Here is a 24,034-nt window from a genome sequence, read left to right on the forward strand (position 1 = left end):
GCGGGCCCGCGCCTGCGTACCATGGGCGGGATGGAGCCCCACGTCGACGCAGCCGAGGCCCCGCGCGTGCGCGTGGCGATCGTGGACGACCACGAGTCGGTGCGCCTGGGCGTGGCCGCCGCCGTCGAGAGCGCGGGGATGCAGGTGGTCGCCGCCGCCGAGACCGTCCAGGCCCTCGAGAGCACGATCGGCGGCGCCGAGATCGAGGTGCTCGTCCTCGACCTGTCCCTGAACGACGGCTCCAGCATCACCAGCAACGTCAAGTGGGGGCAGGTGCGCGGCTCCGCCGTCCTCGTCCACAGCATCGCCGACCGCGTCGTGGCCGTGCGGGAGGCGCTCGCCGCGGGAGCGGCCGGCGTCATCCCGAAGTCCTCGCCCATGTCGACGGTCGTCGCCGCCATCCGCACGGTCGCCCGCGGCGAGGTCCTCAACAATCTGGAGTGGGCCTCGGCCATCGACGCCGACGACGACTTCGCGCGGGCCGTGCTCGGTCGTCGCGAGCGCGACGTCCTGCACCTCTACGCCTCGGGGCTGCCGCTGAAGCTGGTGGCCGAGCGGCTGCAGATCTCGGTGTCGACGGCGAAGGAGTACCTCGACCGGATCCGCGACAAGTACGTCGAGATCGGCCGTCCCGCCCCGACGAAGGTCGATCTGCTGCGGCGCGCGGTGGAGGACGGCATCCTGCCGGGCATCGACCCGGACGACGGCGATGGCGGGCGCTGAGGCGCCGATCGCCCGCCGCAACGCCGGGCGCGAGCGGATCGACCGGATCATCAGCACGGTCGTGTCGTTCTTCGGCTTCGGCTTCGGCGTGCAGACCGTCCCGCCGATCCTCGCCCAGCTGCCCCTGCTGCGCCCCGAGGTGGCCTGGCCGGTGCTGGCGCTGGTCTTCGGATCGCTCACCGCCGCCGTGGCCACCGCCGTGCTGCGGCGGGGCACGCGGATCACGGCGGTCCTGGTCGCGGTCGGTGTCCTCGTGGCCCTCCTGACCTGGCCGGCCGCCGTCGCCACCGGGGGCGCGGACCGCGAGACCCCGTGGATCTGGTACCTGCTGACCATCGGCACCGCCTTCTGCACGATCGCGGCTCCCCTCCGGATCGCGATCGCGTACGTGTCGGTGACGACCGTGCTGTTCGGGCTGCTGCGCGTCCTCCCCTCCGGCGGCGGGGCGGAGCCGACCCGCGCGATCCTCGACGCCGCCTACGTGGGCATCGTCGGCTTCGTGATGCTGGTGCTGATCACCGTGCTCCGGCAGTCGGCCGACCAGATCGATCGCGCGCAGACGACGGCCATGGAGCAGTACGAGGCGGCGATGCGCCAGCACGCCGGCGAGGTGGAGCGGGTCGAGGTCGACGCCCTAGTGCACGACAACGTGCTCGCGACGCTGCTCTCCGCGGCCTCCGCCGAGTCGCCGGCCGAGCGTGCGCTGGTCTCCTCAATGGCGCAGCGCACCCTCGCCGTGCTGCTGCCCGACCACGAGCCGGAGCCGCCCGAGGGGCTGGTCCCGCTCGAGCTCCTGCAGCGCCAGCTCGCCCACGCGGCGTCCACCTTCGGGACCGAGATCGCAGTCGCGACGGCCGACGGAGTGGATCCGCGCGCGACGACGCTGCCGCGCCCGGTGGCCGAGGCGCTGCTCGGCGCGGTCTGGCAGGCGCTCGCCAACAGCGTTCAGCACGCGGGTCCGAGCGGCAGCGTCCACCGCGCCGTGCACGGGCTGCTGGGCGACGGCGCGGTGGAGGTCGTGGTGGAGGACGACGGCCGCGGCTTCCGGCTCGCCGACGTCCCGCGCGAGCGGCTGGGCATCCGGCTCTCCATCCTCGAGCGGGTGCACAACGCGCGGGGATCGGCGCGGGTCGACTCGACTCCGGGCGAGGGCACCCGTGTCGTCCTCTCCTGGCGGGCGGACGCGGGAGGAGGGCCGTGATCGCCTACCCGCGCCCCCTGCTCCAGGCGCTCGGCGCCGGCTTCTCGCTGTACCACGTGGTGCTCGCCTTCTTCTCCTTCCGCATCTCCCCGGCCACGCCGGCCGACCTCGTCGCGGTCGCGCTGTACGTCGCGGCGACCGTCGTCGCCCTCTGGCCCGGAGCGACGACCCGGCTCGCCCTGCCCGTCGCGGTCGGGATGACCGCGGTCGCCGTCGCTCTGCCGCTGCTGGTCGCGCCCTCGCTCGATCCGGGTGCCTCCAACGGCTACTCCACCTGGTACATCGCCGCGGTCGGCACCCTCATGACGATCGTGTGCGCCCGCCGGCGCGCGGCCTGCGCCTGGGTCGGCGTCGGCTTCCTGATCGTGCACACCGTGTTCTGGGCCGGCCCGGCCGCGCTGGCCACTCTCGGCGTCGTCGGGGGGATCGCCTGGGTCGCGATCGCGCAGCTGCTCATCGTCGAGCTCGGGCGCGCGGGCTCCGAGGCGCGCGTGCTCGAGGCGGCCGAGCGCGCGGCCGCGTCGTGGCGGGCCGCGGAGGAGGCGCACCTCACGGAGCGCGAGGTCCGGCTGGAGCAGACCCGCGCCCTCGCCGCCGACATGCTGCTGCGCATCGCCGAGCCGGGACCGGGCCTCACCGACGAGGAGCGGCGCGAGTGCCGGCTGCTCGAAGCGGCCGTGCGCGACGAGATCCGCGGCCGGCGGCTGCTGGACGACGAGGTGCGGCGTCTCGTGCTCGACGCGCGGCGGCGGGGCGTGACCGTGTCGGTGCTCGACGACGGCGGCCTCGACCGCACCTCCGAGGGCGAGAGCCGACGGGTGCTGGGGGAGCTCGCCCGGGCTCTGAGCGGGATCCGCGAGGAGGTCGACCGCGTGGTGGTGCGCACCGCGTCGGCCGACTCGGCCTCGGCGGTCACAGTGGTGGGCCTGCGGACGGCCGGCGACGGCAGCGCGGGCGCCCTCGGCTCCGACGACGCGGGGGACGAGGTCGACGCCTGGGTCGAGATCCGGCGCGACGGCGTCGGCGGACGGGACGTCTGAGCGGCGGAGCGCGCTCGGGACGGCGCGGCCGTCCCCATGCGCAGCGACCGGTGGCGACCCGGCCCGAAGGGCGTGCGGATGTCGGATCGGTGCCGCGGTCGGGACGCTCCGGCTCTCAGCACGGCTCAGGTCCTGGCGCACCCGGTCTCTCGGCGCGGACCGATCGTCGGCGCGGCACGAGCGTGAGCAGAGCCGTCATGGGCAGAGCCCGTTGAGCGCAGAGCGCGTCAGGACGAAAGCCCGTTAACGGAGTGCGGCGGGCCGTCCACTCCTCCGAAGAGGGGGCCCGGCCCGCCGTCAAACCCCGAGTGAGGGTAACAACCCGAATATTACCCTCACTCGCCCCCAACACACCCGCCTGCTTACCCTGGTCGGCGAGTGATTGGCGGTGCCCCTTCCGAAGGAGAAGCACCGTACGTCCACTAGTGTGCTCTCTCCGCCAGGAGGCGCATAGTCAGCACTTTAGGGGACTAATCGGGGGACAAATTTCACGTTCCGCGTCGCGGATCGCTCGTTCCCCGACGGGCTGCGTCTGCGAGTCCGCTCAGCCGGAGAAGGAGCGCCACGCTCCCGGTGCCGGCCGCAGCGGCCCGCGGACCGCCGCGGCGCGGTCGTTCCAGCCCCCGCTGAGCTCCTGCGGGGTCTCCGGCTCGGCCTCGGTGCGCGAGGTCAATGCGGTGACGACGGCCGTGACGGCGGCGATCTCGGCGGCGTCGAGGCCGGAGGTGGAGATGACGACGGCGGGTGCGGAGTCGGAGGCGGTCATCCCGTGACGCTATCGCATGCCGTTCACGGCGCCGGTCGGCGGGGCATGGCTATGCTGACGCCGGATGCCGCCGGAGCGTCGTCCGTCCGTTGCGAACAGGAGCGTCCCCGCATGCCGACGTGGTTCCCGAGGAGCGGTGCCGCGGCGCTGCGCCCCCTGCGTCTGCTGGTCCGGAGGTCGCCCGCGGCCGTCTCGGTCGTCCTGGTACTCCTGGCCGCGAGCGCGATCACGGGGACGCTCGTCGCCCCCGCGGGAGCCGAGACGACGGCCTGGTGGGCGGCGGGCCCGATGACGACCCTCGACGGCCGTCCGTGGACGGCGGTGACCGCCCTCCTGATCGCGGCGGACCCGCTGCAGCTGCTCCTGGACGTCGTGCTGGTGCTCCCGATGCTCCTCGCCGCGGAGCGCCGCCTCGGCTCGGCCCGCACCCTCCTCGCCTTCCTCGTGACCGGCGCCGTCGGGATCGTCGTCGGGTCCTCCGTGCAGTCGATCGGCGCTCTCGTCGGGGAGTGGTGGGCGGGCGACACCGTCGGCGACCACACCTTCGACCCGCTGATCGGCGCGGTCGGCGCCCTCATCGCCTCGACCGCCTTCATGGGCGCTCTGTGGCGTCGCCGGCTCCGGGTGACCGTCTTCGCCGTCGTGCTGATGTTCGTTCTCTACGCGGGCGACTCCGCCGACGCGTACCGGCTCCTCGCGGGCGGCGCGGGGCTCGTGCTCGGCGCGGTGCTCGCGCGGGGAGCGGCGGGGCTGCGTCCGCAGCGTCCGGCGCCGAGCTCGCACCGCGAGTCCCGGGGGCTGCTGGCGGCGGTCGTCGTCGTCACCGCGATCGGTCCGCTCGTCGCCGTCCTCTCGGACTCGGGCTACGGTCCGTTCTCGTTCCTCGGCCGACTGCTGCAGAGCGCCTTCACGGGGACGACGGACCTCGAGGACCCGTGCAGCCGCGCCCTCCGGCACTGCGCGCACCACGTGAAGCTGAGCCTGGTCGCCCCCGGGCCGATCCTGCTGACGTTCGTCCCGCTCCTCCTCCTGCTCGTCGCCGCCTACGGCCTGCGCTCCGGGCGCCGCCTGGGCCTGCTGCTGGCGGTCGGGGTGAACATCGCGATCGCGATCCTGGAGGTCTTCTCCCTCCAGCGCGCCGCCCGTCACCCCGAGTTCCTGTACTACGCCGAGTACCTGCTCTGGGTGGCGACGACGGTGCTGGTGCCGCTGGCCGTCGTGGCGATGCTCGTGATCGGGAGGAGGCACTTCCGCATCCGCGCGCCCCGTGCCGCTGCGAGGCTCTGGACGCGGGTCGTCGCCATCGCCTTCGTCGTGTCCCTCGGCGGCTATCTGGCGCTCTCGGCCGGCGTGCGCACGAGCTTCGAGCCGCTCCTGGGCCTCGGGAGGCTCCTCCTGGACGGGCTGCTGCGCTTCGTCCCGGTGAGCTTCCTCGGCGGCGCCGGACTGCTCGCCGTGCCGCGGGAGCCGGTGGCGCGGATCGTCTTCGAGTGGGTCGGCCCGGTGTTCTGGCTCGTGGTCGTCGTGGCGGTGGTCGCTCTGCTCCGGGCCACCGACGTGCAGCGGAACCGCGGCGACGAGGCGCGGTACCGCGCGCTCCTGTCCCTGCACGGCGCCGGCAGCCTCGGCCACCAGGGGACCTGGGAGGGCAACGCGCACTGGATCTCGGCCGACGGGACCGGCGGGGTCGCCTACCGGGTGATCGGCGGCGTGGCGATCACCCTCTCCGACCCCGCCTGCGCTCCCGAGCGGCGGGAGGACGTCGTGGCCGAGTTCGTGCGGTTCTGCGACGAGCGCAGCTGGACGCCCGTGTTCTACAGCATCCACGACGAGCTGCTCCCCGTCTTCGACCGGCTCGGCTGGTCGCGCCTCTCGGTCGGCGAGGAGACGATCATCGAGCTCTCCTCCTTCGAGCTCACCGGCAAGCGGTGGCAGAAGGTGCGCTACCCGCTCACGCGCGGCATCAAGCTGGGCATCGAGGCGCAGTGGACCAGCTGGCCCGAGCTCTCCCTCGGCATGGCCAACCAGATCGTCGACCTGTCGGAGCGCTGGGTCGCCGAGAAGGCGCTGCCCGAGATGGGCTTCACCCTCGGTGGCATCGACGAGGTCCGCGATCCCGACGTCGCCCTCCTGCTCGCGGTCGGACCGGACGGCGTGCTGCAGGGAGTGACGAGCTGGCTGCCCGTGCACAGGGAGGGTCGCGTGGTCGGCTGGACCCTCGACTTCATGCGCCGCTCCGACGACTCGATGCCCGGCATCATGGAGTTCCTCATCGCCTCCGCGGCGCTGCGCGTCAAGGAGGAGGGTGCCGAGTTCCTCTCGCTCTCGGGCGCACCGCTCGCCACCGCACCGGTCGAGGAGGGGGAGGTGCCTCCGGAGCCGACGGTCCTCTCGCGCCTGCTCGAGTTCCTCTCGCGGACGCTCGAGCCGGCCTACGGCTTCACGTCGCTGTTCCGCTTCAAGGCCAAGTTCCACCCGCGCTACGCGGGCCTCTGGATGACCTACCCCGACGCGCTGCAGCTGCCTCGGATCGGAGCCGCGCTGGGTCGCGCCTACCTGCCGGACCTCTCCGCCGCGCAGGCGCTGGCGTTCGCGCGGGTGGTCGGGGCGAAGCCGGAGGAGAAGCCGTCCGAGGCGCCCGCGGCGAAGCCGGATCCTCCGGCCGCGAAGGCAGGCGCTCCGGCGGTGAAGGCGGGTGCTCCGGCAGCCGAGCCGGACGGTCCTGCGGTGAAGGCGGGTGCTCCGGCGGCGAAGGCGGATGCCCGGGAAGCGGAGCCCGATTCCGCGACAGGGGAGCCGGGTGCTCCGGCCGCGGAGCCGGACGCTCCCGTCGTGCGGCCCGATGCTCCCGCGGAGTCCGCTGCCCGACGGACCGGGCGCGGCTCCTCCGACTGATCGTTCCGCCCCTCCGCCCCGTGAGGAGGCGGTCGCAGCGGAACGCCGCGGCACGGACGGTCTCCCGTCTCCTGCCGCGGCGTCCGAGCGAGCCGGGTCAGAGCGGGATGTTGCCGTGCTTCTTCGCGGGCAGGTTGGCGCGCTTGGTGCGCAGCGCCCGCAGCGCCTTGATGACGGAGACACGCGTCGCCGAGGGCTCGATCACGCCGTCGAGCTCGCCGCGCTCGGCCGCGAGGAACGGGCTCGCGACGTTGTAGGTGTACTCGTTCGCCAGGCGCGTCCGGACGGCTGCGACGTCCTCGCCGGCCTCCTCCGCCTTGCGGATCTCGTTGCGGTAGAGGATGTTCACCGCGCCCTGGCCGCCCATGACGGCGATCTCGGCGGTCGGCCACGCGAGGTTGATGTCGGCTCCCAGCTGCTTGGACCCCATCACGATGTACGCGCCGCCGTAGGCCTTGCGCAGGATGACCGTGACCAGCGGCACGGTCGCCTCGGCGTAGGCGTAGAGCAGCTTCGCGCCGCGGCGGATGACGCCGGTCCACTCCTGGTCGGTGCCGGGCAGATAGCCCGGGACGTCGACCAGGGTCAGGATCGGCAGCGAGAACGCGTCGCAGAAGCGGACGAAGCGGGACGCCTTCTCGCCCGCCTCGATGTTCAGCGTGCCCGCCATGGCGCTCGGCTGGTTCGCGATGATGCCGACGGAGCGGCCCTCGACGCGGCCGAAGCCGATCACGATGTTCGGCGCGAACAGCGGCTGCACCTCGAGGAAGTCGCCCTCGTCGACGATGTGCTCGATGACGGCGCGCATGTCGTACGGCTGGTTCGGGCTGTCCGGGATGACCGTGTCGAGGAAGCGGTCCGCGTCGGTCGTCTCGAGATCGACCTCGGTCTCGAAGACGGGTACCGGCGACAGGTTGTTGTCCGGGAGGAAGGAGAGGAGCGTCCGCGCGTAGTCGAGCGCGTCGTTCTCGTCGCTCGCGAGGTAGTGCGAGACGCCCGAGATCGTGTTGTGGGTCAGCGCACCGCCGAGCTCCTCCATGCCGACGTCCTCGCCGGTGACGGTCTTGATCACGTCGGGCCCGGTGACGAACATCTGGCTGGTCTTGTCGACCATGATCACGAAGTCGGTCAGGGCGGGGGAGTAGACCGCGCCTCCCGCGGCCGGGCCGCAGATGATCGAGATCTGGGGGATCACGCCGCTCGCCGCGGTGTTGCGGCGGAAGATCTCGCCGTACTTGCCGAGGGCGACCACGCCCTCCTGGATCCGTGCTCCGCCGGAGTCGAGGATGCCGATGATCGGGACGCCGGTCTTCAGGGCGAGGTCCATCACCTTGATGATCTTCTCGCCGGCCACCTCGCCGAGCGAGCCGCCGAAGATCGTGAAGTCCTGCGAGTACACGGCGACCTGGCGGCCGTGGATGGTGCCGGTCCCGGTGACGACGGCGTCGCCGTAGGGGCGCTTCTTCTCCATGCCGAAGGCGTGGGTGCGGTGGCGCACGAACTCGTCCAGCTCGACGAACGAGCCCGGGTCGAGGAGGGTGTCGATCCGCTCCCGTGCGGTCATCTTGCCCTTGGCGTGCTGCTTCTCGATCGCCGCCTCGCCACTGGCCGTGACGGCCTCGTGGTAGCGGTTCCTGAGGTCCGCGATCTTCCCCGCGGTCGTGTACAGATCGGGCGCGGGACGTTCGGTGTTCGCGGTCACCCGCTCACCCTACCGGCGGGGCGGACGCCTCCTCTTGTCGCACTCGCACAGGGAGGGCCGCTCCGAACGGGAGGATCCGGACAAGGGCGGGACGTCGCGAGCGGCGCTCGGAGCGGCCTCGCGGGAGCCGCCGCTACCGTGGCGGCATGCTCCTCCCGCTCTCCTCCGCCGTCTCCCCCCGCGTCCTCGCGCTCGAGTCGGCGGGGTCGACGAACGACGAGCTCCGCGAGCGGGCGGCCGCCGACCCCGCCGCGTGGCCGCACCTCTCCGTCGTCGCCACCGGCGACCAGCGCGCCGGGCGCGGCCGGCTGGGGCGCGTCTGGCAGGCGCCCGCGGGCCGCACGCTCGCGGCCTCGACGCTGGTCGACGCCTCCGCCCTCGGCGCCGAGGCCTCCGGCTGGCTGCCGCTCGTGGCCGGCGCCGCTCTCGCCCGGGCCCTCGCACCCCTCGTCGACGGGGACGTCGCCGTCAAGTGGCCCAACGACGTTCTGATCGACGGCCGGAAGGTCGCGGGGATCCTCGCCGAGCGCCTGCCGGACGGGCGGGTCGTCGTCGGCACCGGCGTGAACCTGCTGCTGACGGAGGCGGAGCTGCCGGTCCCGACCGCCACCTCGCTCGCCCTCGCCGGAGCACGGACGACGAGCGCCGACGAGGTGCTCGCCGCGTTCCTGACCGGATTCCAGGGTCTGCTGGCTCCGCTGCTCGCCCAGGGCGACCCCGAGGCCTCCGGAGCGGCCGCCGCCGTCAGCGCCTCCTGCGGCACCCTCGGCACGCGCGTCCGGCTCGAGCTGCCCGACGGCACGCAGGAGGAGGGGACCGCCGCCGCACTCGCCCCGGACGGCTCGCTCCTGCTCGAGCAGGGCGGCGCGCTGCGCTCGTTCACGGCCGGCGACGTCACGCATCTGCGCTCCTGATGGCCAGGACCGACCCCGCCGACCGCGAGCTGGCGCGGCTGACTCCGCGCGCCCGCCGGGCGGTCGCACCGGTCGTCGGCCTCCTCCTGCTCACCTGGACGGGCTTCTACTTCGCCGCGCAGTTCGAGCTCGCCCTGCAGCGCTGGATCATCGGGCTCGGCACCGCACTTCTGGTGCTGCTCCTCTGCGCTCCCGGGATCGCGGGCTGGGCGAGCGTGCGCTACCGCGTCACCGCTTCCGGCCTCAGCGCGCGCCGGGGCGTGGCGTCGATCCGGCGGGCCGCGGTGGTCTTCGATCGGAGGATGGAGGTCGTGGTCGAGCGCTCCCTCGGCCAGCGCCTCGCCCGGTGCGGGGACGTCCGGATCCTGCAGGCGGGAGCCGAGGTGTTCGTGCTGCGGGACCTGCCGGATCCGGAGCTCACGGCCGACCTGCTGCGGGGGGCGATCGGCGCGGCTCCCGCTCTCGAGCCGGAGTGGCCGCCGCCCGCGTGAGAGCGTCGGGGCCTCGGTAGCATGGAGCCGCCCCGCGCCAGCGGGCGGAGACGGAGGAGCGCCATGCGCGTCGGCGTGATCGGGGGCGGCCAGCTCGCCCGGATGATGATCCCCGCGGCGGTGGAGCTCGGCATCGAGATCGCCGTGCTCGCCGAGAGCGAGGGCGCCCCGGCGGGGCTCGCCGCGACACGGGTCGGCGACCACCGCGACGAGGCGACCGTGCTCGCCTTCGCCGAGACCGTGGACGTGGTGACGTTCGACCACGAGCACGTTCCCCAGCCGATCCTCCGCGAGCTCGTCGCCCGCGGCGTCGCCGTGCACCCCGGCCCCGACGCCCTGCTGTTCGCCCAGGACAAGCTGATGATGCGGCGCCGCCTGACCGAGCTCGGCGTGCCCGTGCCCGAGTGGGCCGAGGTCTCCTCCGCCGAGGAGCTGGGGGAGTTTCTGGCCGAGCACGGCGGCAGCGCCGTGGTGAAGACCGCGCGCGGCGGCTACGACGGCAAGGGCGTGCGCGTGGTGCGCGGCGCCCACGAGGCGGACGACTGGTTCACCGCCCTCGCCGAGGACGGCCGGGGCGGCTCGCTCCTGGTCGAGGAGCTGGTGGGCTTCCGCCGCGAGCTCGCGCAGCTCGTCGCCCGGCGTCCCTCCGGCGAGAGCATCCTCTGGCCGGTGGTGGAGTCGGTGCAGCGCGACGGCGTCTGCGCCGAGGTGATCGCTCCGGCCCCCGCGTCCGCCGGCCGGCTCGCATCAGCCGCGGCCGAGATCGCGCAGACGATCGCCGACAGCCTCGGGGTCACCGGCGTCCTGGCCGTCGAGCTGTTCGAGACGACGGACGACCGGATCCTGGTCAACGAGCTGGCCATGCGCCCGCACAACAGCGGCCACTGGACGATGGACGGATCGACCACGTCGCAGTTCGAGCAGCACCTGCGCGCGGTCCTCGACCTGCCGCTCGGCGCGACGGGCTGCCGCGATCCGTGGACCGTGATGGTCAACGTGCTCGGCGGCCCGGTGGGGGAGTCGCTGACCGACCGCTATCCGCGGGTGCTCGCCGATCACCCGGGAGTGAAGGTGCACAACTACGGCAAGGAGCCGCGACCGGGCCGCAAGGTCGGGCACGTGAACGCCACCGGCGACGACCTCGACCTCGTGGTCTACGAGGCTCGCGCGGCGGCGGCCGTTCTCACGGACTGACCCGTACGATGGTCGCCGTGACGAGCCTGCCGACCTCCCCGACCCCTGCCGGAGCCCTCTCGTGAGCGCGGACGCGCTCGTGAACGGGCCCGCGCCGCTCGTCGGCGTCGTGATGGGCTCGGACTCGGACTGGTCCGTCATGGAGGCGGCGTCCACCGTCCTCGCCGAGTTCGGCGTGGCGCACGAGGTCCGGGTCGTCTCCGCGCACCGCACCCCGGAGGCGATGATCGCGTACGGCCGCGAGGCCCGCGGCCGCGGCCTGAAGGTCGTCATCGCCGGAGCGGGCGGAGCCGCCCACCTCCCCGGCATGCTCGCCGCCGTGACCTCGCTCCCCGTCGTCGGAGTGCCGGTCCCGCTCGCCCGACTCGACGGGCTCGACTCCCTCCTCTCGATCGTGCAGATGCCGGCGGGCGTCCCCGTCGCCACCGTCTCCATCGGCGGAGCGCGGAACGCCGGACTGCTCGCGGTGAAGATCCTCGCGACCGCGGACGACGCCCTCTCCGCAGCGCTCGACGCCTTCGCCGCCGACCTCGAGGTGCAGGTCGCCGCGAAGAACGACGCCCTGGTGGCGGGCCTGTGACGGCCGTCGCCCTGCCGCTGCGGCACCCGGACGTCGCCTCCCGCGCCTTCATGACGCGGCGGGCGTGGTGGCTGCTGATCGTCAACCTGCTGGTGCCCGGGTCCGCTCAGGTCCTCGCGGGCAACCGCCGGCTCGGGCGCCTGGGGCTCGGCTTCACCCTCGGGCTCTGGGTCGCCCTCCTGGTCGCGGTGCTCCTCTACTTCGTCTTCCCGACCGGCCTCTACACGCTCGCGACCTTCGACCTCTCGATGCTCGCGCTCCAGGCCGCGCTCGTCGTCTACGGGGTGGTCTGGGCCGTGCTGACGCTCGACACCCTCCGCCTGATCCGCGTCGTCCGGGTGCGCCCGCGGATGCGCGGCGTGCTCGCGTTCGCGACGATCGCGCTGATGGCGATCTCGGTCGGCACCACCGCCTACGGCACCTACCTGCTCGGCGTGACACGGGGGACGCTGTCGTCGATCTTCGGCGGCGGAGCGATCGAGCAGCCGATCGACGGCCGCTACAACGTGATGCTCCTCGGCGGCGACGCGGGAGAGGACCGCGACGGTCTGCGCCCCGACAGCATCTCGGTGGTCAGCATCGACGCGTCGAGCGGCAAGGCCTCGATCATCGGCGTCTCGCGCGAGTTCGTCGACTTCCCGTTCCCCGAGACCAGCCCGATGCACGAGCTCTACCCCGACGGCTACGACACCGACAACTGCGCCGTCGACGTCTGCAAGCTCAACTCGGTCTACACCGAGGTCGAGCTGAAGCACCCGGAGCTCTACCCCGACGCCGTCGACCACGGCAGCGAGCCCGGCATCGAGGCGATGCGCGACGCGGTCGAGGGCATCCTCGATCTGAGGATCCAGTACTACGCGCTGATCGACATGGAGGGCTTCGCCCAGCTGATCGATGCGCTCGGCGGCATCGACATCGACTACGTGGCCGACGAGCCGCTGCCCCTGGGCGGACTGCCCGACTCCGACGGCGTGATGCAGGGCGTCAATCAGTGGATCGATCCCGGGCACTGGCACTTCAACGGCGAGCAGGCCCTCGCCTACGCCCGGTCTCGCTACACCACGAGCGACTACGACCGGATGGCGCGCCAGCGGCAGGTGCAGGAGGCGCTGCTCGCCCAGTTCGAGCCGGGCAACGTCCTCGCCAAGTTCCAGGACGTCGCGTCCGCCGGGTCCCAGGTCATCAAGACGGACGTCCCGCAGGGGATGCTCGGCTACTTCGTGCAGCTGGGGCTCAAGACGAAGTCGCAGCCGGTGGATCCGATCGAGCTGGTCCCGCCGGCCGTCGACCCGGAGGACCCGGACTACGACGTCGTGCACTCGCTGGTGAGTGCCGGACTGTCGGGCGACTCCGCGCCGTAGACGGCCGGGTGCCGCACGCCTCAGAGGTCGGCGTGCAGCGCCCAGACGCGCTCGGCGGAGTCGCGCCAGCTGAAGGCTCGGGAGCGGTCGCGGCCGGCCACCGACATCCGCTCGCGCAGACCGGTGTCGGCGAGAACGCTGCTCATGGCGAGGGCGAGGCGGTCCGGGTAGTCCTTCGCGTCGCCGCGCTCGACGGCGACGCCGGCGTCCGCGGCGACCTCCATCAGCGCGGGGTCGTCGGAGTGCACCACCGGCACTCCGAAGTGCATCGCCTCGAGTACGGGCAGGCCGAAGCCCTCGGCGATGCTCGGGTAGACGAAGAGCGTGGCACGGGAGAGGACGACGGCGAGGTCGGCGTCGCTGAGGACTCCCAGGGCGCGCACGCGCGTCTCGTCGAGGCCCTGCTCGTCGGCGACGGAGGCCACGTCGAGGTCGCCCCAGCCGGTCGGCCCGACCAGGAGCAGCGGGATCGCCGGCGCGGACGCTCCTCCGAAAGCCGCGATCAGCGAGACCAGGCCCTTGCGCGGCTCCAGCGTTCCGACGCTCAGCACGTACTCCGGGGGGAGGCCCAGCGCCGTGGCGCGCTCGTCGGCGTCCTCCGGGGCGACCAGGCCGGAGCCGACGGCTCCGCCGATCACGCGCAGTCGATCGCCGAAGTCCATCAGCTGGGAGAGCTGGTGGGCGACCGCGTGGGTGGGGACGACGACGGCGTCCGCGTGCTTGCGGGCGCGCTTGGCCATCGCCCGGTGCCACTTCGCGCCGTGGGGGGTGAGGGTCTCGGGATGCGTCCACGGCACCGTGTCGTGGATCGTGACGGCGATCTGCTCGCCCTCGCTCCCGTCGTGGCTGCGCAGCGGTGCGAAGAGGCTCGGGGCGTGGATCATGCCGCCACCGGCCGGGATGGCGATCCCGTACTGCCAGGCGCGCGAGAGCTCGCGGCGCCCGAGCGGCAGCCGGTGGATGCGCGCGAGGCCGGGCAGGCGCAGGCGCAGCTCCTCCTCCTTCTCGGGCGGGTGGGCGGAGACGACGGCCTCCACCTCGCAGTCGCGGGGAGCCGTCGCGATCAGCTCGCGGGTGAGCTCCTCGGTGTAGCGGCCGATGCCGCCGGGCACGCGGGCGAGCATCTGGTCGACGACGACGCGGAGAGTGGTGGTCACGGGGTCACCGCCTCGAGGGGTGCGGCGGCGAGCGCGTCCTGCCAGGAGCGCAGCGGCGGCAGGCCCGCCCGGCTCCAGCCGTCGTGTCCGAGGACCGAGTAGGCCGGACGCGGAGCGGGGCGGACGAACGAGCCGCTGTCGGTCGGGCGCAGGCGCTCGGGATCCAGGCCCGCCTTGGCGAAGACGGCACGGGCGAAGCCGAGCCAGGTCGTCTCGCCGGAGCTGGTGCCGTGGTAGACGCCGGCCGGGGCCTCCGCGTCGACCAGCTCGATCAGGCGCGCGGCGAGGTCGGCGGTCCAGGTGGGCTGGCCGTGCTGGTCGTCGACCACGGTCAGCGTCTCGTGCGCGCCCGCCAGTCGCACCATCGTCTTCGCGAAGTTGCCGCCGTGCTCGCCGTAGAGCCAGGCCGTGCGGACGACGTAGCCGCGCTCCGGGTTGGCCTCGAGCACCAGGCGCTCGCCCTCGGCCTTCGTGCGGCCGTAGGCCGAGATCGGGTTCCGGGGGTGGTCCTCGGAGTAGGGGGTCGTCGCGGAGCCGTCGAAGACGTAGTCGGTGGAGACCTGCACGAGCGCGGCTCCCGTCTCGGCGGTGGCGAGGGCGAGGTTGCGCGCTCCGACGGCGTTGACGCGGTGCGCCTCCTCCTCGTCGGTCTCGGCGTCGTCGACGCGGGTGTACGCGGCGCAGTTCACCACGGCGTCGTGTCCCGCGACGGCGGCGCGCACGGCGTCGAGGTCGGTCACGTCGAGGTCGGAGCGGCCGAGGGCGGTGCTGGGGCGGGAGCCGAGGGCCGCGCGCAGGTCGGTGCCGAGCATGCCGGAGGCGCCCGTGAGGAGGAAGGTCACCTCCTCATCATGCCCGAGCGGTCCGTCGGCCGACGGTCGGCGCTCCGGTACGCCGCCGGGTGGCGCAGAGGGGCGTCGCGGGCCCGTGACACGCCGTCGTTACACTGGCGACCGTGCAGATCCGAGAGCTCGACATCCCCGACGTCTACGAAGTGACTCCGCGCCAGTTCCCCGACGATCGCGGGGTCTTCTACGAGTTCTACCGCTTCGACCGCCTGGCCGAGAAGGTCGGGCACCCGCTCTCGCTGCGGCAGGGCAACACCTCCGTCTCGCGGCGCGGCACCGTCCGCGGCATCCACTTCGCGCAGATCCCGCCGTCGCAGGCCAAGTACGTCTCGTGCTTCTCCGGCGCGGTCCTCGACTACGTGATCGACGTGCGCGTCGGGTCGCCGACCTTCGGGCGCTGGGAGTCGATCCTGCTCGACGACGTCGACCGCCGCTCCGTCTACATCGCCGAGGGCGTCGCGCACGCCTTCGTGGCGCTGACCGAGGGCGCCGTGGTCTCGTACCTCGTGAACGCCACCTTCGACCCGGTGCGGGAGAAGGGGATCGACCCGCTCGACGAGCAGATCGGCCTGCGCTTCCCGGAGGAGGCCGGCGAGCTGCTCCTCTCACCGAAGGACACCGACGCACCGACGCTGGCCGAGGCCGAGGCGCAGGGCCTGCTGCCGACCTGGGACGAGGCGCGGGCCTTCTACACGGAGCTCGACTCCGCGTCCTGACCGCCGATCCGGCGGACGGGCCGCCCGGCGCCGGCCAGGCGGCACGCCCGACCGGACCGGATCAGCTCTTCGAGCGCAGGCGCATCAGCGCGACCCGGGCGCCCAGCCCGGCGCGCACCGCCGCACGGATCGGCGCCTGGTACCAGGCCCCGTACTTCTGCGCGAGGTAGAGGTAGGCGCTGCGGTGGTGGACCGCGAGCATCCGCGCCGAGGCCAGGCGGGTGGAGTGCCCGCCGAGGTGGGAGACGACCGCGTCGGCGAGGTAGACGTTGGTCCACCCGCGCTGTCCGAGCGAGTCGCCCAGCTGGACGTCCTCGAAGTACATGAAGTAGCGGTCGTCGAACCCGCCGATCTCCTCGAAGGCCGTGCGGCGCACCATCACGCAGGCGCCGGAGAGCCAGCCCGCCTCCATCCGGCCGTGGCGGAGGGTCTCGACCGCGCGCGAGCGCCGGTAGGTCGCCGACCACGGGTTGCCGGGCCAGACGTGGGCGAAGACGGCGTGCCCGACGCCCGTGCCGAGCGAGGGCAGAGCGCGGGCGGAGGGGTAGATCGTGCCGTCGGAGTCGAGGATCCGGGGCCCGATCGAGCCGATCCGGTCGTCCGCCGTCGCGGCGGCGTAGAGGGCGTCGATCGAGCCGGGGAGGAAGACCGTGTCCGGGTTGGTCACCAGGATCCACTCCACTTCGGGCCCGAGGCGGTCGACCGCGTAGTTGACGGCCCGGCCGTAGCCGAGGTTCTGCCCGGTCTCGTGGAACTCGACGTGGGGCAGGCGCTCGACGACGCTGCGGACGGAGTCGTCCGTGGTCAGGTTGTCGACCACCACGATGCGCACGTCGTGCTCCGTCGCCTCCGGCACGGACTCGAGGCACGCGCGGAGGACCTCACCCGAGAAGTGGGTGACGACGACGACCGCGATGGGCAACGTCGAGCGGGCGATGGGAGCCTCCGGGTGGTGCGGCGTCGACGGGAGGAGTGCCCCGTCGGAAGAACTCGACGAGGCTAGCACGCGGCTCGAGCGGTGCCCGGGAGCCTGCGGCCCTCAGCGGACGATGTCGACGGGCTCGGTGCTGACGGCCACGGCGGCGGGGGAGACCGTCTCGATCGCGGGCAGAGCATCGTGCGCCGGACGGCGGAAGACGACGAACTTGTACATGCAGAAGTTCCACACCAGTCCCACGAGTACGGCGACGGCCTTGGCGATGTTGATCGCGAGGAAGGCGTTCTCGCCGGAGCTGGGGAGGAAGAGCAGCGAGTTGCCGAAGCGGGTGTCGAAGAAGACCTCGAAGCCGTAGATGATCGCCGACTGCAGGACCAGCGAGCTGAACCCGGTGACGAGGAAGAACTTCGCGAACGTGGCGACCGAGACCCTGCCCGGGTGGCGGAAGACGAAGAAGTGGTTCAGCGCGTACGAGATCGTGATGCCGACCAGGACGGAGAAGACGTTGGCGACGAGGGTCGGCAGACCGAGCAGGAGCACGAGCGTGTTGAGGATGAGGAAGTCGATCGCCGTGTTGGTGCAGCCCGCGATGAGGAAGCGGACCTTCTGCGATTCGAGGAGTCTCTTCATCTGCGGTGCTCTTTCCCGTCCCCCTCTGGCGTCGATGCCCGACCGTCGGGCTCCGACGGGCGTCCATCGGGGCAGGCGAACAAGGGGTGAACCGCCGTGCACTGTCGTCCATCGTAACCGCGGACCCCTGCCGGGCGGTCGAACGGCCGGTGCCATGTTCCTGAGAGAGTGCGCGGACGGGGCGGCGGGCCGCGGGGCGCGCTCGGAGGCTCGCGAGCACCGCCTCGTTATACTCGCAGGGCTCTCACCGGTCAGCCGGTGCACCGGAAGAACGGATCCTCCCCGCCTCATGCGCTCCCTCGCCGTCGTCGTCCCCACCTACAACGAAGTCGCGAACATCGCGACGGCGCTGCCGCGGGTCGCGCTCGCGGCGTCCCGCAACCCCGACTTCCACGTGACCGTCGCCGTCATCGACGACAGCTCCCCCGACGGCACCGCGGACCGCGCGCGCGAGCTCGCGGCCGAGCTCGGATCGGACACCTTCGAGGTCCTCGTGCTCTCGCGCGAGAAGAAGGAGGGGCTCGGCGCGGCGTACATCTGGGCCTTCCAGCACCTCCTCGCGGCCGAGCGCCGCTACGACTACCTGCTGCAGATGGACGCCGACCTCTCGCACGACCCGGACTACATCGACGCCTTCCTCCGCGAGGTGCGCGCGGGCGCCGACTTCGTGGTCGCCTCCCGCTACATCGCGGGCGGGGGCACTCCCGACTGGACGCTCGACCGCAAGCTGCTGAGCGGTGGCGGCAACCTCTACACGCGCCTCTTCCTCGGCTCGAAGATCACCGACTGGACCGGCGGCTTCAACCTCTTCAGCGCGGACCTCCTGCGCACCCTCCACCTCGAGACGATCCGCGCAGCCGGCTACGGCTTCCAGATCGTGCTCAAGTACCGGGCGCTGCGCCGGGCCCGCGGAGTGAAGGAGATCCCGATCGTCTTCCTCGACCGCACGGTCGGCAACTCCAAGATCCCGAGCGACACCCTCCTGAAGAACCTCCTGCTCGTCCTGGCCATCCGGTTCGGCGGGAAGCACCGGTGACGGCGGGTCCGACGGGATCCCCTCGGACCCGGAGGGCCCTCCTCGAGCTCGCCGCCCTCGCCGTCGTCGTCAGCGGGACCCTGCTCGTGCTCGGATTCATGGTCGGTACGCCGTGGCGGCCGCTGCTCTTCCGTGACGGCGACTCGCTGGCGCTGCCGCTGATCCTGCAGTCCTTCGCCGAGGGCCGCCCCGCGGCGTGGGTGATGACGAGCCAGCTCTTCCTCTTCCCCGAGCTCCCCGTCTTCGGCGTCGCGTGGCTGCTGACCGGTGGCGATCCCGCGGCGGCGCTCGCGGTCAACGCCGTGCTCAACCTCGTCCTCCTCTACGGCGTGCTCCGGATGCTCGCGCGACGGCTCGTCGCGGACCGGCACCGCCGGCTGCGGCCCGCCGCCGCGCTCGCCGGCATCGCCGTGCTGCTGGTGCTCTGCTTGACGGAGGGCCGCGCGCTCAACAACGAGGGGGCCCTGGCGACCACCTTCCTCCTCACGACCTACTACTACGGCGCGGTGCTCACAGGCCTCGCCGGGCTCGCCGTCGCCCTGGGCGCGCTGCGCGAGCGCCGTCCGGCCGCGCGTCCGCTGCTCCTGGTCGGGGCGGCCGTCGCCGCGACGACCCTCTCCGATCCGCTCCTCCTGGTGCAGTTCGTCGGCCCCCTGCTGGTGGTCCTCGTCGTGCTGCTGGTGCTCGCTCTCGCTGCTCCCCGAGCGGTCCTGATCGTCGCGGGCACGGTCCTCGGGGCCGCCGCGCTCGGAGCCGCGCTGCGGGTCCCGCTCGGCTTCCTGATCGGGACCGACGCCGGCGGGTACCTCCGGCTGCCGCTCGCCGGGACGGCACTGGACGACCTGATCGTGCAGTTCCTGGTGCTGAAGGCGCCGCTGATCGGCAAGCTCGAGGTGGCGCTGCTGGGTCTGCTGCTGCTGGCGGCCCTCGCCGTCGTCGTGGCCGGTGCCGCGCGACTGGCGCGGGGAGCCGCCCTCGACGAGGCGGCCCGTGCGCGCTTCGCGGTGTGCGCGTTCCTGCCGGCGCAGACGGCGGTGCTCCTGGTGGTGCAGGTCTTCACCGGCAGCTCGGTCAGCCGCTACCTGATGCCGATCCCGGTGACCGCGACCGTGGTCGTGATCGCCCTGATCGGCGCCGCGGCGGCGCACCGGCGTGCTGCGGGCGCGCGGCTGGCGCCGGTCGTCCGCGTCGTCGCCCCGCTGGCCGCCGCAGGCCTCGTCGTCGCCGCCGTGCCGGCCACGGCGGCGGTCGCCTCCGCGGCGGCCGAGGCGCGATCGGACCCGGACGCCGACTGCCTGGAGCGCTGGATCGACGGCCGCGAGCTCGCGGGCGTCGGCTCGTTCTGGTCCACGCGGCCCCTGGACCTCTACGGGCCGGCCTCGCTGCACGTCCAGCAGGTCAACTTCGACTTCACGGTGCAGTTGTGGATGAACAACCTGAGCGACTACCGCGACCGGCAGTACAGCTTCGTGCTGGCCGACCGCTCGCCCGACTGGGCGGGGCTCGCGCGCGGGACGCTCGGCGCTCCCTCCGATATTGTCGCCTGCGGGGGGTTCGACATCTACGACTACGCGGGCACCGACGGCGAGACCGAGCTGAACCGGATCGTCCAGACCAGCGTGGAGGAGCAGCGCCGTGAGCGCGGCTACTGACGTGCGCGGCTCGCGGACGGCGAGTCGGCGGCGCCGGACGCTCGTCGAGCTCGGATGGGCCCTCGTCGCCGCCCTCGTCTCGGTCGTCGCCGCCGTGCTCGCGCTCGGGATCGGGCCGCAGGACCTGACGGCCCGCTGGACCGTGGGCGGCGACGACCAGATCCTGCACTACACGCTCTTCACCAGCGCCACGCAGGCGTTCCCGTTCGACGGCAACGCGGCGCTCGGCTTCCCCGACGGCTTCAACGCCTTCTTCAGCGCGCAGTTCGACGTCGCCTCCGCCCTCGCCGTGTCGGTCCTGGCCCTCGTGGTGCGCGACGGGACGACGCTCCTGAACGTCTTCTACCTGGGCACGTTCGCGACGGTCGCCGTCACCGGCTACGTGTTCTTCCGCGCCCTCCGCACGCGGCCCTGGGTCGCGGCGTTCTCCGCGGTCCTGCTGTCGCTGCTGCCGTACCACTTCCTCCGGATCGGATTCGGCCACGCGTTCCTCGCCAACTACTGGGCGATCCCGCTCCTGGGCGTGATGGTGCTGATGGTCGGCGGACCGCGCACCGATCCTCTCCGAGCCTGGTCCGAGCGGGGCGCGACGCGGAGGAGCCGCGTGCTGCGCTCCGTCGTCCCGGGAGTCGTGCTCGGGCTCCTGGTGGCGAGCACGGGCGGCTACTACTACGTCTTCGCGGTCCTGGTCCTCGGAGCGACCTGGGCGGTGAGCACGGCCGCCGGGCTCCTCTCCCGCGAGCGGCTGCGCGTGCTCGCGGTCTCGTCGGTGCCGATCCTCGCGCTCGGCGTGTTCGTCGGGCTCTCGCTGCTGCTGCTCTCGCTCGACTTCGGGGAGCGCTACAGCCCGTACTTCACGTCGCGGACCGTGGGGGAGTCGGAGGCCTACGCCGGCAAGCTCGTGCTGCTGGGCCTGCCCTGGTCGGGGACCGGGCTGCCGCAGGGGTACGGCCTGCTGAACACCTACGCGGGCCAGTCCGGCGTGGCGCCGACGACGGAGCCGCCCGGGTTCTCGATCCTCGCCAGCGTCGCGCTCCTGATCACGCTCGTGGCGCTCCCGATCACCGCGCTCGGCGGCGGACGGGCGCTCCGTGCGACGGCGGTCGGCCGGTTCTTCTCGGACGCCCGCGTGCGCGTCCTCGCCGTGGCGACACTGGCCGCGCTCCTCTTCTACACGGTGACGGGCCTGGGCGTCGTGGTCTCGCTGGTGGCGGGGCCGACGATCCGTGCGTGGGCGCGGATGTCGATCGTCACCGCGGTCCTCGTCCTCGGCGTGCTCGCGCTCCTGCTCGATCGGATCACGGCCCGTGGCGGTGTCCGGATCCTCGTGGCGGCGCTGCTCGCCGCCGTCGCCGTGGTCGATCAGCTGGCCGGAGTATCGGCCGCGGTGCCGATCGCTCCGACCGACGACTCCGAGATGCGCTCGTTCGTGTCGGAGGCCGATGCGCAGCTGGACGACGGCTGCGGAGTGGTGGAGCTCCCCCTGAAGAGCTTCCCCGACAGCGGGCGGATCGGAGCGCTCTCCGACTACGACGAGGCGCTGCCCTACCTCGCGACCGAGGAGGGACGCCTCCGCTGGAGCTACGGGGCGGTGGAGGGCACCTACGGCTGGGACGTCTGGGGCGACGTCGACGACCCCGCGGAGTTCGCCGACGCCGTGGCGGGCAGCGGCGCCTGCGCCGTCTACGTGGACACAGCCGGCTACACCGACGACCCCGACGGCTGGCGGGCCTACGTCGAGGCGGCGACGGGGGACGTCGAGCCCGAGGTCGCCTCCGCCTCCGGGCGCTGGCTGCTGTTCACGACCCGGCGCTGATCAGCGCTCGTCGAAGGCCAGCTCGAGCAGGCGCCGGGCGGTGCGGTCCCACCCCGGGATCGGCTCCGGTGCGAGTCGCCGGGGACGGCGCAGCGCCTCTCCGATCGCGGCCGACCACCCGGTGCGGTCCGCCGGGTCGATGAAGACAGCGGCGGACTCCCGCCCGGCGAGCGCGTCGCGGAGGCCGGGGATGTCTGCCGCGAGCACCGGGGTGCCACAGGCGACGGCCTCGAGGGCGGGCAGGCCGAAGCCCTCGTGCCAGGAGGGCATGGCGACGGCGTCGGCGCCCGTGAGCAGGGCCGGCAGATCCTCGTCGGCGACGTAGGAGGAGGCGAAGCGCACGTCGGCTCCTGCGGCGACCGCGCGGGCGACGGCGGAGTGGACGTCCTCGTTGTCCCAGCCGTCCCCGCCGACCAGGAGCAGGGTGTGGTCCTCCGGCCGCTCGGCCTGCCGGTACGCGTCCACCAGGGTGACGAGGTTCTTGCGGCGCTCGATCGATCCGACGAAGAGCAGGTAGGATCCGAGCCCGTGCTGCGTGCGGACCCGCGCCACCTCCTCCTCGCCGCGGGCATGGAAGAGGTCGGCGTCGATCGTGGTCGGCAGCACGCGGACGCGCGCCGGATCGACGCCCAGAGCGCTCTCGACCTCGGCCGCGGAGGACGGGGTGCCGGTCAGGACCAGGTCGCTGCGCCGGATCCACCGGGGCACGGACCGCGACAGCAGCTCTCGGCGCTCGCGCGGAACGAGCTCGGGCATCACCGCGAAGCAGACGTCGTGCACGAAGGTGATCGAGCGGGAGCGGGCGAGCGGCCAGCTCCGGAAGTTCGGGAAGAAGTAGGCGCCGCGGCCGAGCAGGAGGTCGATCCCCGGCGCGGGCACTCGGGTCAGTGCGCTCCACACCGGCCGGGGCAGCGGCACCGGTCGGACGCGCAGCGTACGGAAGCCGAAGCGCTCGAGCGAGCCCGCCTCGCTCGCCGGCACGACGAGGAGCACCTCGACGTCTGCGGCGGTCGCATCGGTGTCCAGGGCGTGCAGCAGGCCGAGCAGGACGCGGCCGACCCCGGTCAGGCGAGGCGCCGCGAGGGCGGTCGCGTCGACCAGGAGGCGGCGGCGCCGCGCGGTCACGGCCTGCTGAGGCGGACGGTGGAGTCGATGTCGACGACGCCGTCGTGCACGGAGGCCCGCTCGACCGTGAAGGTCGCGGCGACCGGGATCCGCATGGTCTCGCCCTGCGAGAAGGTGGCCGAGGAGGCGTGCACGGCGTAGTTGCCGGCGCCGAGGTGCAGGTCGGGGAGGGTGAACGTGACCGTCATCTCTCCGTCGACCGCGCTCAGCGGCGTGCCGATGCGCTCGGTGTTCGTCCCGAAGACGCGCTGGCCGAGGGGGGTGTCGATGCCCATGCCGATGTTCCAGTCGTCGACCGGGCGGCTGGTGCGCACCGTGACGTCGAACTCGAGGGTCTCGCCGCTGCGGACGACCGTGCCGCCGTGCTCGATCGATCCGCCGCGCAGTCGGCAGCCCAGGATCTCGATGAGCTGGGGGGCGGGCTCGTCCGCGGCCTCGGCGGCCTCGGCCTCGCGCTCCTGGCGGGCGGCCCGACGGTCCTCGAAGCTCTCGCGGAGGACCTGGAGTCCCTCGGAGGTCTCGCCGTCGAAGACGACGGTGCCCTTCTCGAGGACGATGGTGCGGTCGCAGAGCTCGCCGACCTGCTCGAGCGAGTGGGTGACCAGCACGATGGTCTTGCCCGCGCGCTGGAAGGCGCGGATGCGGTCCATGCACTTGCGCTGGAACGGCTCGTCGCCGACGGCGAGCACCTCGTCGACCAGCAGCAGGTCGGGATCGGTGTGGATCGCGATCGCGAAGGCGAGCCGCACGTACATGCCCGACGAGTAGAACTTGACCTGGGTGTCGATGAACTCGGCGATCTCGGAGAAGTCGACGATCGAGTCGAACTTGCTGTCCAGCTCGCTGCGCGAGAGTCCGAGGATCGCGCCGTTGAGGTAGACGTTCTCGCGCCCGGTGAGGTCGGGGTGGAAGCCCGCTCCGAGCTCGAGGAGCGCGGCGAGGCGCCCGCGGCGCTCCACGGTGCCGGTCGTCGGCTGCACGATGCCGCCGATGAGCTTGAGGAGCGTGCTCTTGCCCGATCCGTTCGCGCCGATGAGGCCGACGGTCGAGCCCAGGGGGATCTCGAGGTCGACGTCGCGGAGTGCCCAGAACTCGTCGCGGTGCTTGCGCCCGCGGCCGAAGTTGACGATCCGCTCCTTGAACGACTTGTCCTTGCGGATGACGAAGCGCTTGGAGGCGTTGCGCACCCGGACGACGGTCGGGGTGCCGGAGGAGGCGGCCACGGACTCCTGCTTGCTGGTGAGGGTCAC

General features: G+C 72.9%; 21 protein-coding genes. 13 read left to right on the forward strand and 8 right to left on the reverse strand.

Annotation, left to right across the window (positions count from 1 at the left end; genetic code table 11):
• The first annotated feature begins 21 nt into the window (after positions 1–21).
• The 3 genes from C5B92_RS02580 to C5B92_RS02590 are packed head-to-tail and all read left to right on the forward strand — an operon-like array spanning position 22 to position 2,964.
• The gene (locus C5B92_RS02580) at positions 22–723 is read left to right on the forward strand and encodes a response regulator transcription factor (RefSeq protein ID WP_104223169.1); all 702 of its coding nucleotides are present in this window, start codon (positions 22–24) and stop codon (positions 721–723) included.
• A complete protein-coding gene (locus C5B92_RS02585; RefSeq protein WP_104274219.1) occupies positions 710–1,924 on the forward strand; it encodes a sensor histidine kinase in 1,215 nt (404 codons plus the stop codon). Before C5B92_RS02580 ends, C5B92_RS02585 begins: the two co-directional genes overlap by 14 nt.
• Positions 1,921–2,964, forward strand: coding sequence for a hypothetical protein (locus C5B92_RS02590; protein WP_104274220.1), 1,044 nt, complete (start codon positions 1,921–1,923; stop codon positions 2,962–2,964). The genes C5B92_RS02585 and C5B92_RS02590 overlap by 4 nt, the downstream gene beginning before the upstream one ends.
• 544 nt (positions 2,965–3,508) lie before the next feature.
• On the opposite strand, the gene C5B92_RS02595 is transcribed toward C5B92_RS02590, so the two are convergent.
• Positions 3,509–3,730: an acyl-CoA carboxylase subunit epsilon gene (locus C5B92_RS02595; RefSeq protein WP_104256322.1), complete on the reverse strand. Its 222-nt coding sequence runs from the start codon at positions 3,728–3,730 to the stop codon at positions 3,509–3,511.
• A 111-nt stretch (positions 3,731–3,841) separates the two neighbouring features.
• Here C5B92_RS02595 and C5B92_RS02600 point away from each other — a divergent pair, with 111 nt between their 5' ends.
• Complete coding sequence (locus C5B92_RS02600) at positions 3,842–6,625, forward strand: DUF2156 domain-containing protein (protein WP_181028718.1); 2,784 nt, start codon at positions 3,842–3,844, stop codon at positions 6,623–6,625.
• A 97-nt stretch (positions 6,626–6,722) separates the two neighbouring features.
• On the opposite strand, the gene C5B92_RS02605 is transcribed toward C5B92_RS02600, so the two are convergent.
• Entirely contained in the window at positions 6,723–8,327 is a 1,605-nt protein-coding gene (locus C5B92_RS02605) for an acyl-CoA carboxylase subunit beta (protein WP_104274222.1), read from the reverse strand.
• 146 nt (positions 8,328–8,473) lie between these two features.
• On the opposite strand from C5B92_RS02605, the gene C5B92_RS02610 reads away from it, so the two are divergent.
• The 5 genes from C5B92_RS02610 (at position 8,474) to C5B92_RS02630 (ending at position 12,867) form a co-directional block, all read left to right on the forward strand.
• Complete coding sequence (locus tag C5B92_RS02610) at positions 8,474–9,241, forward strand: biotin--[acetyl-CoA-carboxylase] ligase (RefSeq protein WP_104274223.1); 768 nt, start codon at positions 8,474–8,476, stop codon at positions 9,239–9,241.
• Entirely contained in the window at positions 9,241–9,732 is a 492-nt protein-coding gene (locus C5B92_RS02615) for a PH domain-containing protein (protein ID WP_104274224.1), read from the forward strand. Before C5B92_RS02610 ends, C5B92_RS02615 begins: the two co-directional genes overlap by 1 nt.
• A gap of 63 nt (positions 9,733–9,795) precedes the next feature.
• Positions 9,796–10,926: a 5-(carboxyamino)imidazole ribonucleotide synthase gene (locus tag C5B92_RS02620; protein WP_104246679.1), complete on the forward strand. Its 1,131-nt coding sequence runs from the start codon at positions 9,796–9,798 to the stop codon at positions 10,924–10,926.
• A gap of 112 nt (positions 10,927–11,038) precedes the next feature.
• Positions 11,039–11,506: a 5-(carboxyamino)imidazole ribonucleotide mutase gene (gene purE, locus C5B92_RS02625; RefSeq protein ID WP_104274227.1), complete on the forward strand. Its 468-nt coding sequence runs from the start codon at positions 11,039–11,041 to the stop codon at positions 11,504–11,506.
• A complete protein-coding gene (locus C5B92_RS02630) occupies positions 11,503–12,867 on the forward strand; it encodes an LCP family protein (RefSeq protein WP_258061233.1) in 1,365 nt (454 codons plus the stop codon). Before purE ends, C5B92_RS02630 begins: the two co-directional genes overlap by 4 nt.
• Before the next feature lie 20 nt (positions 12,868–12,887).
• Here the strand turns inward: C5B92_RS02630 and C5B92_RS02635 are convergent, their stop codons facing one another.
• On the reverse strand, positions 12,888–14,024 hold the full coding sequence (locus tag C5B92_RS02635) for a glycosyltransferase family 1 protein (protein WP_258061234.1): 1,137 nt from the start codon (positions 14,022–14,024) through the stop codon (positions 12,888–12,890).
• A complete protein-coding gene (gene rfbD, locus C5B92_RS02640) occupies positions 14,021–14,866 on the reverse strand; it encodes a dTDP-4-dehydrorhamnose reductase (RefSeq protein ID WP_104256326.1) in 846 nt (281 codons plus the stop codon). Before rfbD ends, C5B92_RS02635 begins: the two co-directional genes overlap by 4 nt.
• 113 nt (positions 14,867–14,979) lie before the next feature.
• Here rfbD and C5B92_RS02645 point away from each other — a divergent pair, with 113 nt between their 5' ends.
• Complete coding sequence (locus C5B92_RS02645) at positions 14,980–15,588, forward strand: dTDP-4-dehydrorhamnose 3,5-epimerase family protein (RefSeq protein ID WP_104232821.1); 609 nt, start codon at positions 14,980–14,982, stop codon at positions 15,586–15,588.
• Positions 15,589–15,649: 61 nt separating this feature from the next.
• Here the strand turns inward: C5B92_RS02645 and C5B92_RS02650 are convergent, their stop codons facing one another.
• Entirely contained in the window at positions 15,650–16,510 is an 861-nt protein-coding gene (locus C5B92_RS02650) for a glycosyltransferase family 2 protein (protein WP_258061235.1), read from the reverse strand.
• A gap of 117 nt (positions 16,511–16,627) precedes the next feature.
• Positions 16,628–17,155, reverse strand: a complete 528-nt coding sequence (locus tag C5B92_RS02655) for a GtrA family protein (protein WP_104223158.1) — start codon at positions 17,153–17,155, stop codon at positions 16,628–16,630.
• A 289-nt stretch (positions 17,156–17,444) separates the two neighbouring features.
• Between C5B92_RS02655 and C5B92_RS02660 the strand changes: the two genes are divergently transcribed.
• From C5B92_RS02660 to C5B92_RS02670, 3 genes are read left to right on the forward strand one after another with little or no spacing between them, the layout of a single operon-like run.
• On the forward strand, positions 17,445–18,191 hold the full coding sequence (locus tag C5B92_RS02660; protein ID WP_104223157.1) for a polyprenol monophosphomannose synthase: 747 nt from the start codon (positions 17,445–17,447) through the stop codon (positions 18,189–18,191).
• On the forward strand, positions 18,188–19,843 hold the full coding sequence (locus C5B92_RS02665; protein ID WP_104256328.1) for a hypothetical protein: 1,656 nt from the start codon (positions 18,188–18,190) through the stop codon (positions 19,841–19,843). The genes C5B92_RS02660 and C5B92_RS02665 overlap by 4 nt, the downstream gene beginning before the upstream one ends.
• Positions 19,827–21,659 (forward strand): hypothetical protein, encoded by a 1,833-nt coding sequence (locus C5B92_RS02670; RefSeq protein ID WP_146079248.1) that lies wholly within the window; start codon positions 19,827–19,829, stop codon positions 21,657–21,659. Before C5B92_RS02665 ends, C5B92_RS02670 begins: the two co-directional genes overlap by 17 nt.
• Here the strand turns inward: C5B92_RS02670 and C5B92_RS02675 are convergent, their stop codons facing one another.
• Positions 21,660–22,784 (reverse strand): glycosyltransferase family 1 protein, encoded by a 1,125-nt coding sequence (locus C5B92_RS02675; protein WP_104256330.1) that lies wholly within the window; start codon positions 22,782–22,784, stop codon positions 21,660–21,662.
• A complete protein-coding gene (locus C5B92_RS02680) occupies positions 22,781–24,034 on the reverse strand; it encodes an ABC transporter ATP-binding protein (protein WP_258061236.1) in 1,254 nt (417 codons plus the stop codon). The genes C5B92_RS02675 and C5B92_RS02680 overlap by 4 nt, the downstream gene beginning before the upstream one ends.

This window comes from Rathayibacter sp. AY1A4, from assembly GCF_002930955.1.
Lineage (GTDB): Bacteria > Actinomycetota > Actinomycetes > Actinomycetales > Microbacteriaceae > Rathayibacter.

Bases quoted from the DNA above. Each gene is read 5' to 3' on its own strand.
- C5B92_RS02585 (WP_104274219.1), top strand. From the start codon at position 710: ATGGCGGGCGCTGAGGCGCCGATCGCCCGCCGCAACGCCGGGCGCGAG.
- C5B92_RS02615 (WP_104274224.1), top strand. From the start codon at position 9,241: ATGGCCAGGACCGACCCCGCCGACCGCGAGCTGGCGCGGCTGACTCCG.
- C5B92_RS02600 (WP_181028718.1), top strand. From the start codon at position 3,842: ATGCCGACGTGGTTCCCGAGGAGCGGTGCCGCGGCGCTGCGCCCCCTG.
- C5B92_RS02620 (WP_104246679.1), top strand. From the start codon at position 9,796: ATGCGCGTCGGCGTGATCGGGGGCGGCCAGCTCGCCCGGATGATGATC.
- C5B92_RS02655 (WP_104223158.1), bottom strand. From the start codon at position 17,155: ATGAAGAGACTCCTCGAATCGCAGAAGGTCCGCTTCCTCATCGCGGGC.
- C5B92_RS02610 (WP_104274223.1), top strand. From the start codon at position 8,474: ATGCTCCTCCCGCTCTCCTCCGCCGTCTCCCCCCGCGTCCTCGCGCTC.
- C5B92_RS02595 (WP_104256322.1), bottom strand. From the start codon at position 3,730: ATGACCGCCTCCGACTCCGCACCCGCCGTCGTCATCTCCACCTCCGGC.
- C5B92_RS02660 (WP_104223157.1), top strand. From the start codon at position 17,445: ATGCGCTCCCTCGCCGTCGTCGTCCCCACCTACAACGAAGTCGCGAAC.
- purE (WP_104274227.1), top strand. From the start codon at position 11,039: ATGGGCTCGGACTCGGACTGGTCCGTCATGGAGGCGGCGTCCACCGTC.
- C5B92_RS02580 (WP_104223169.1), top strand. From the start codon at position 22: ATGGGCGGGATGGAGCCCCACGTCGACGCAGCCGAGGCCCCGCGCGTG.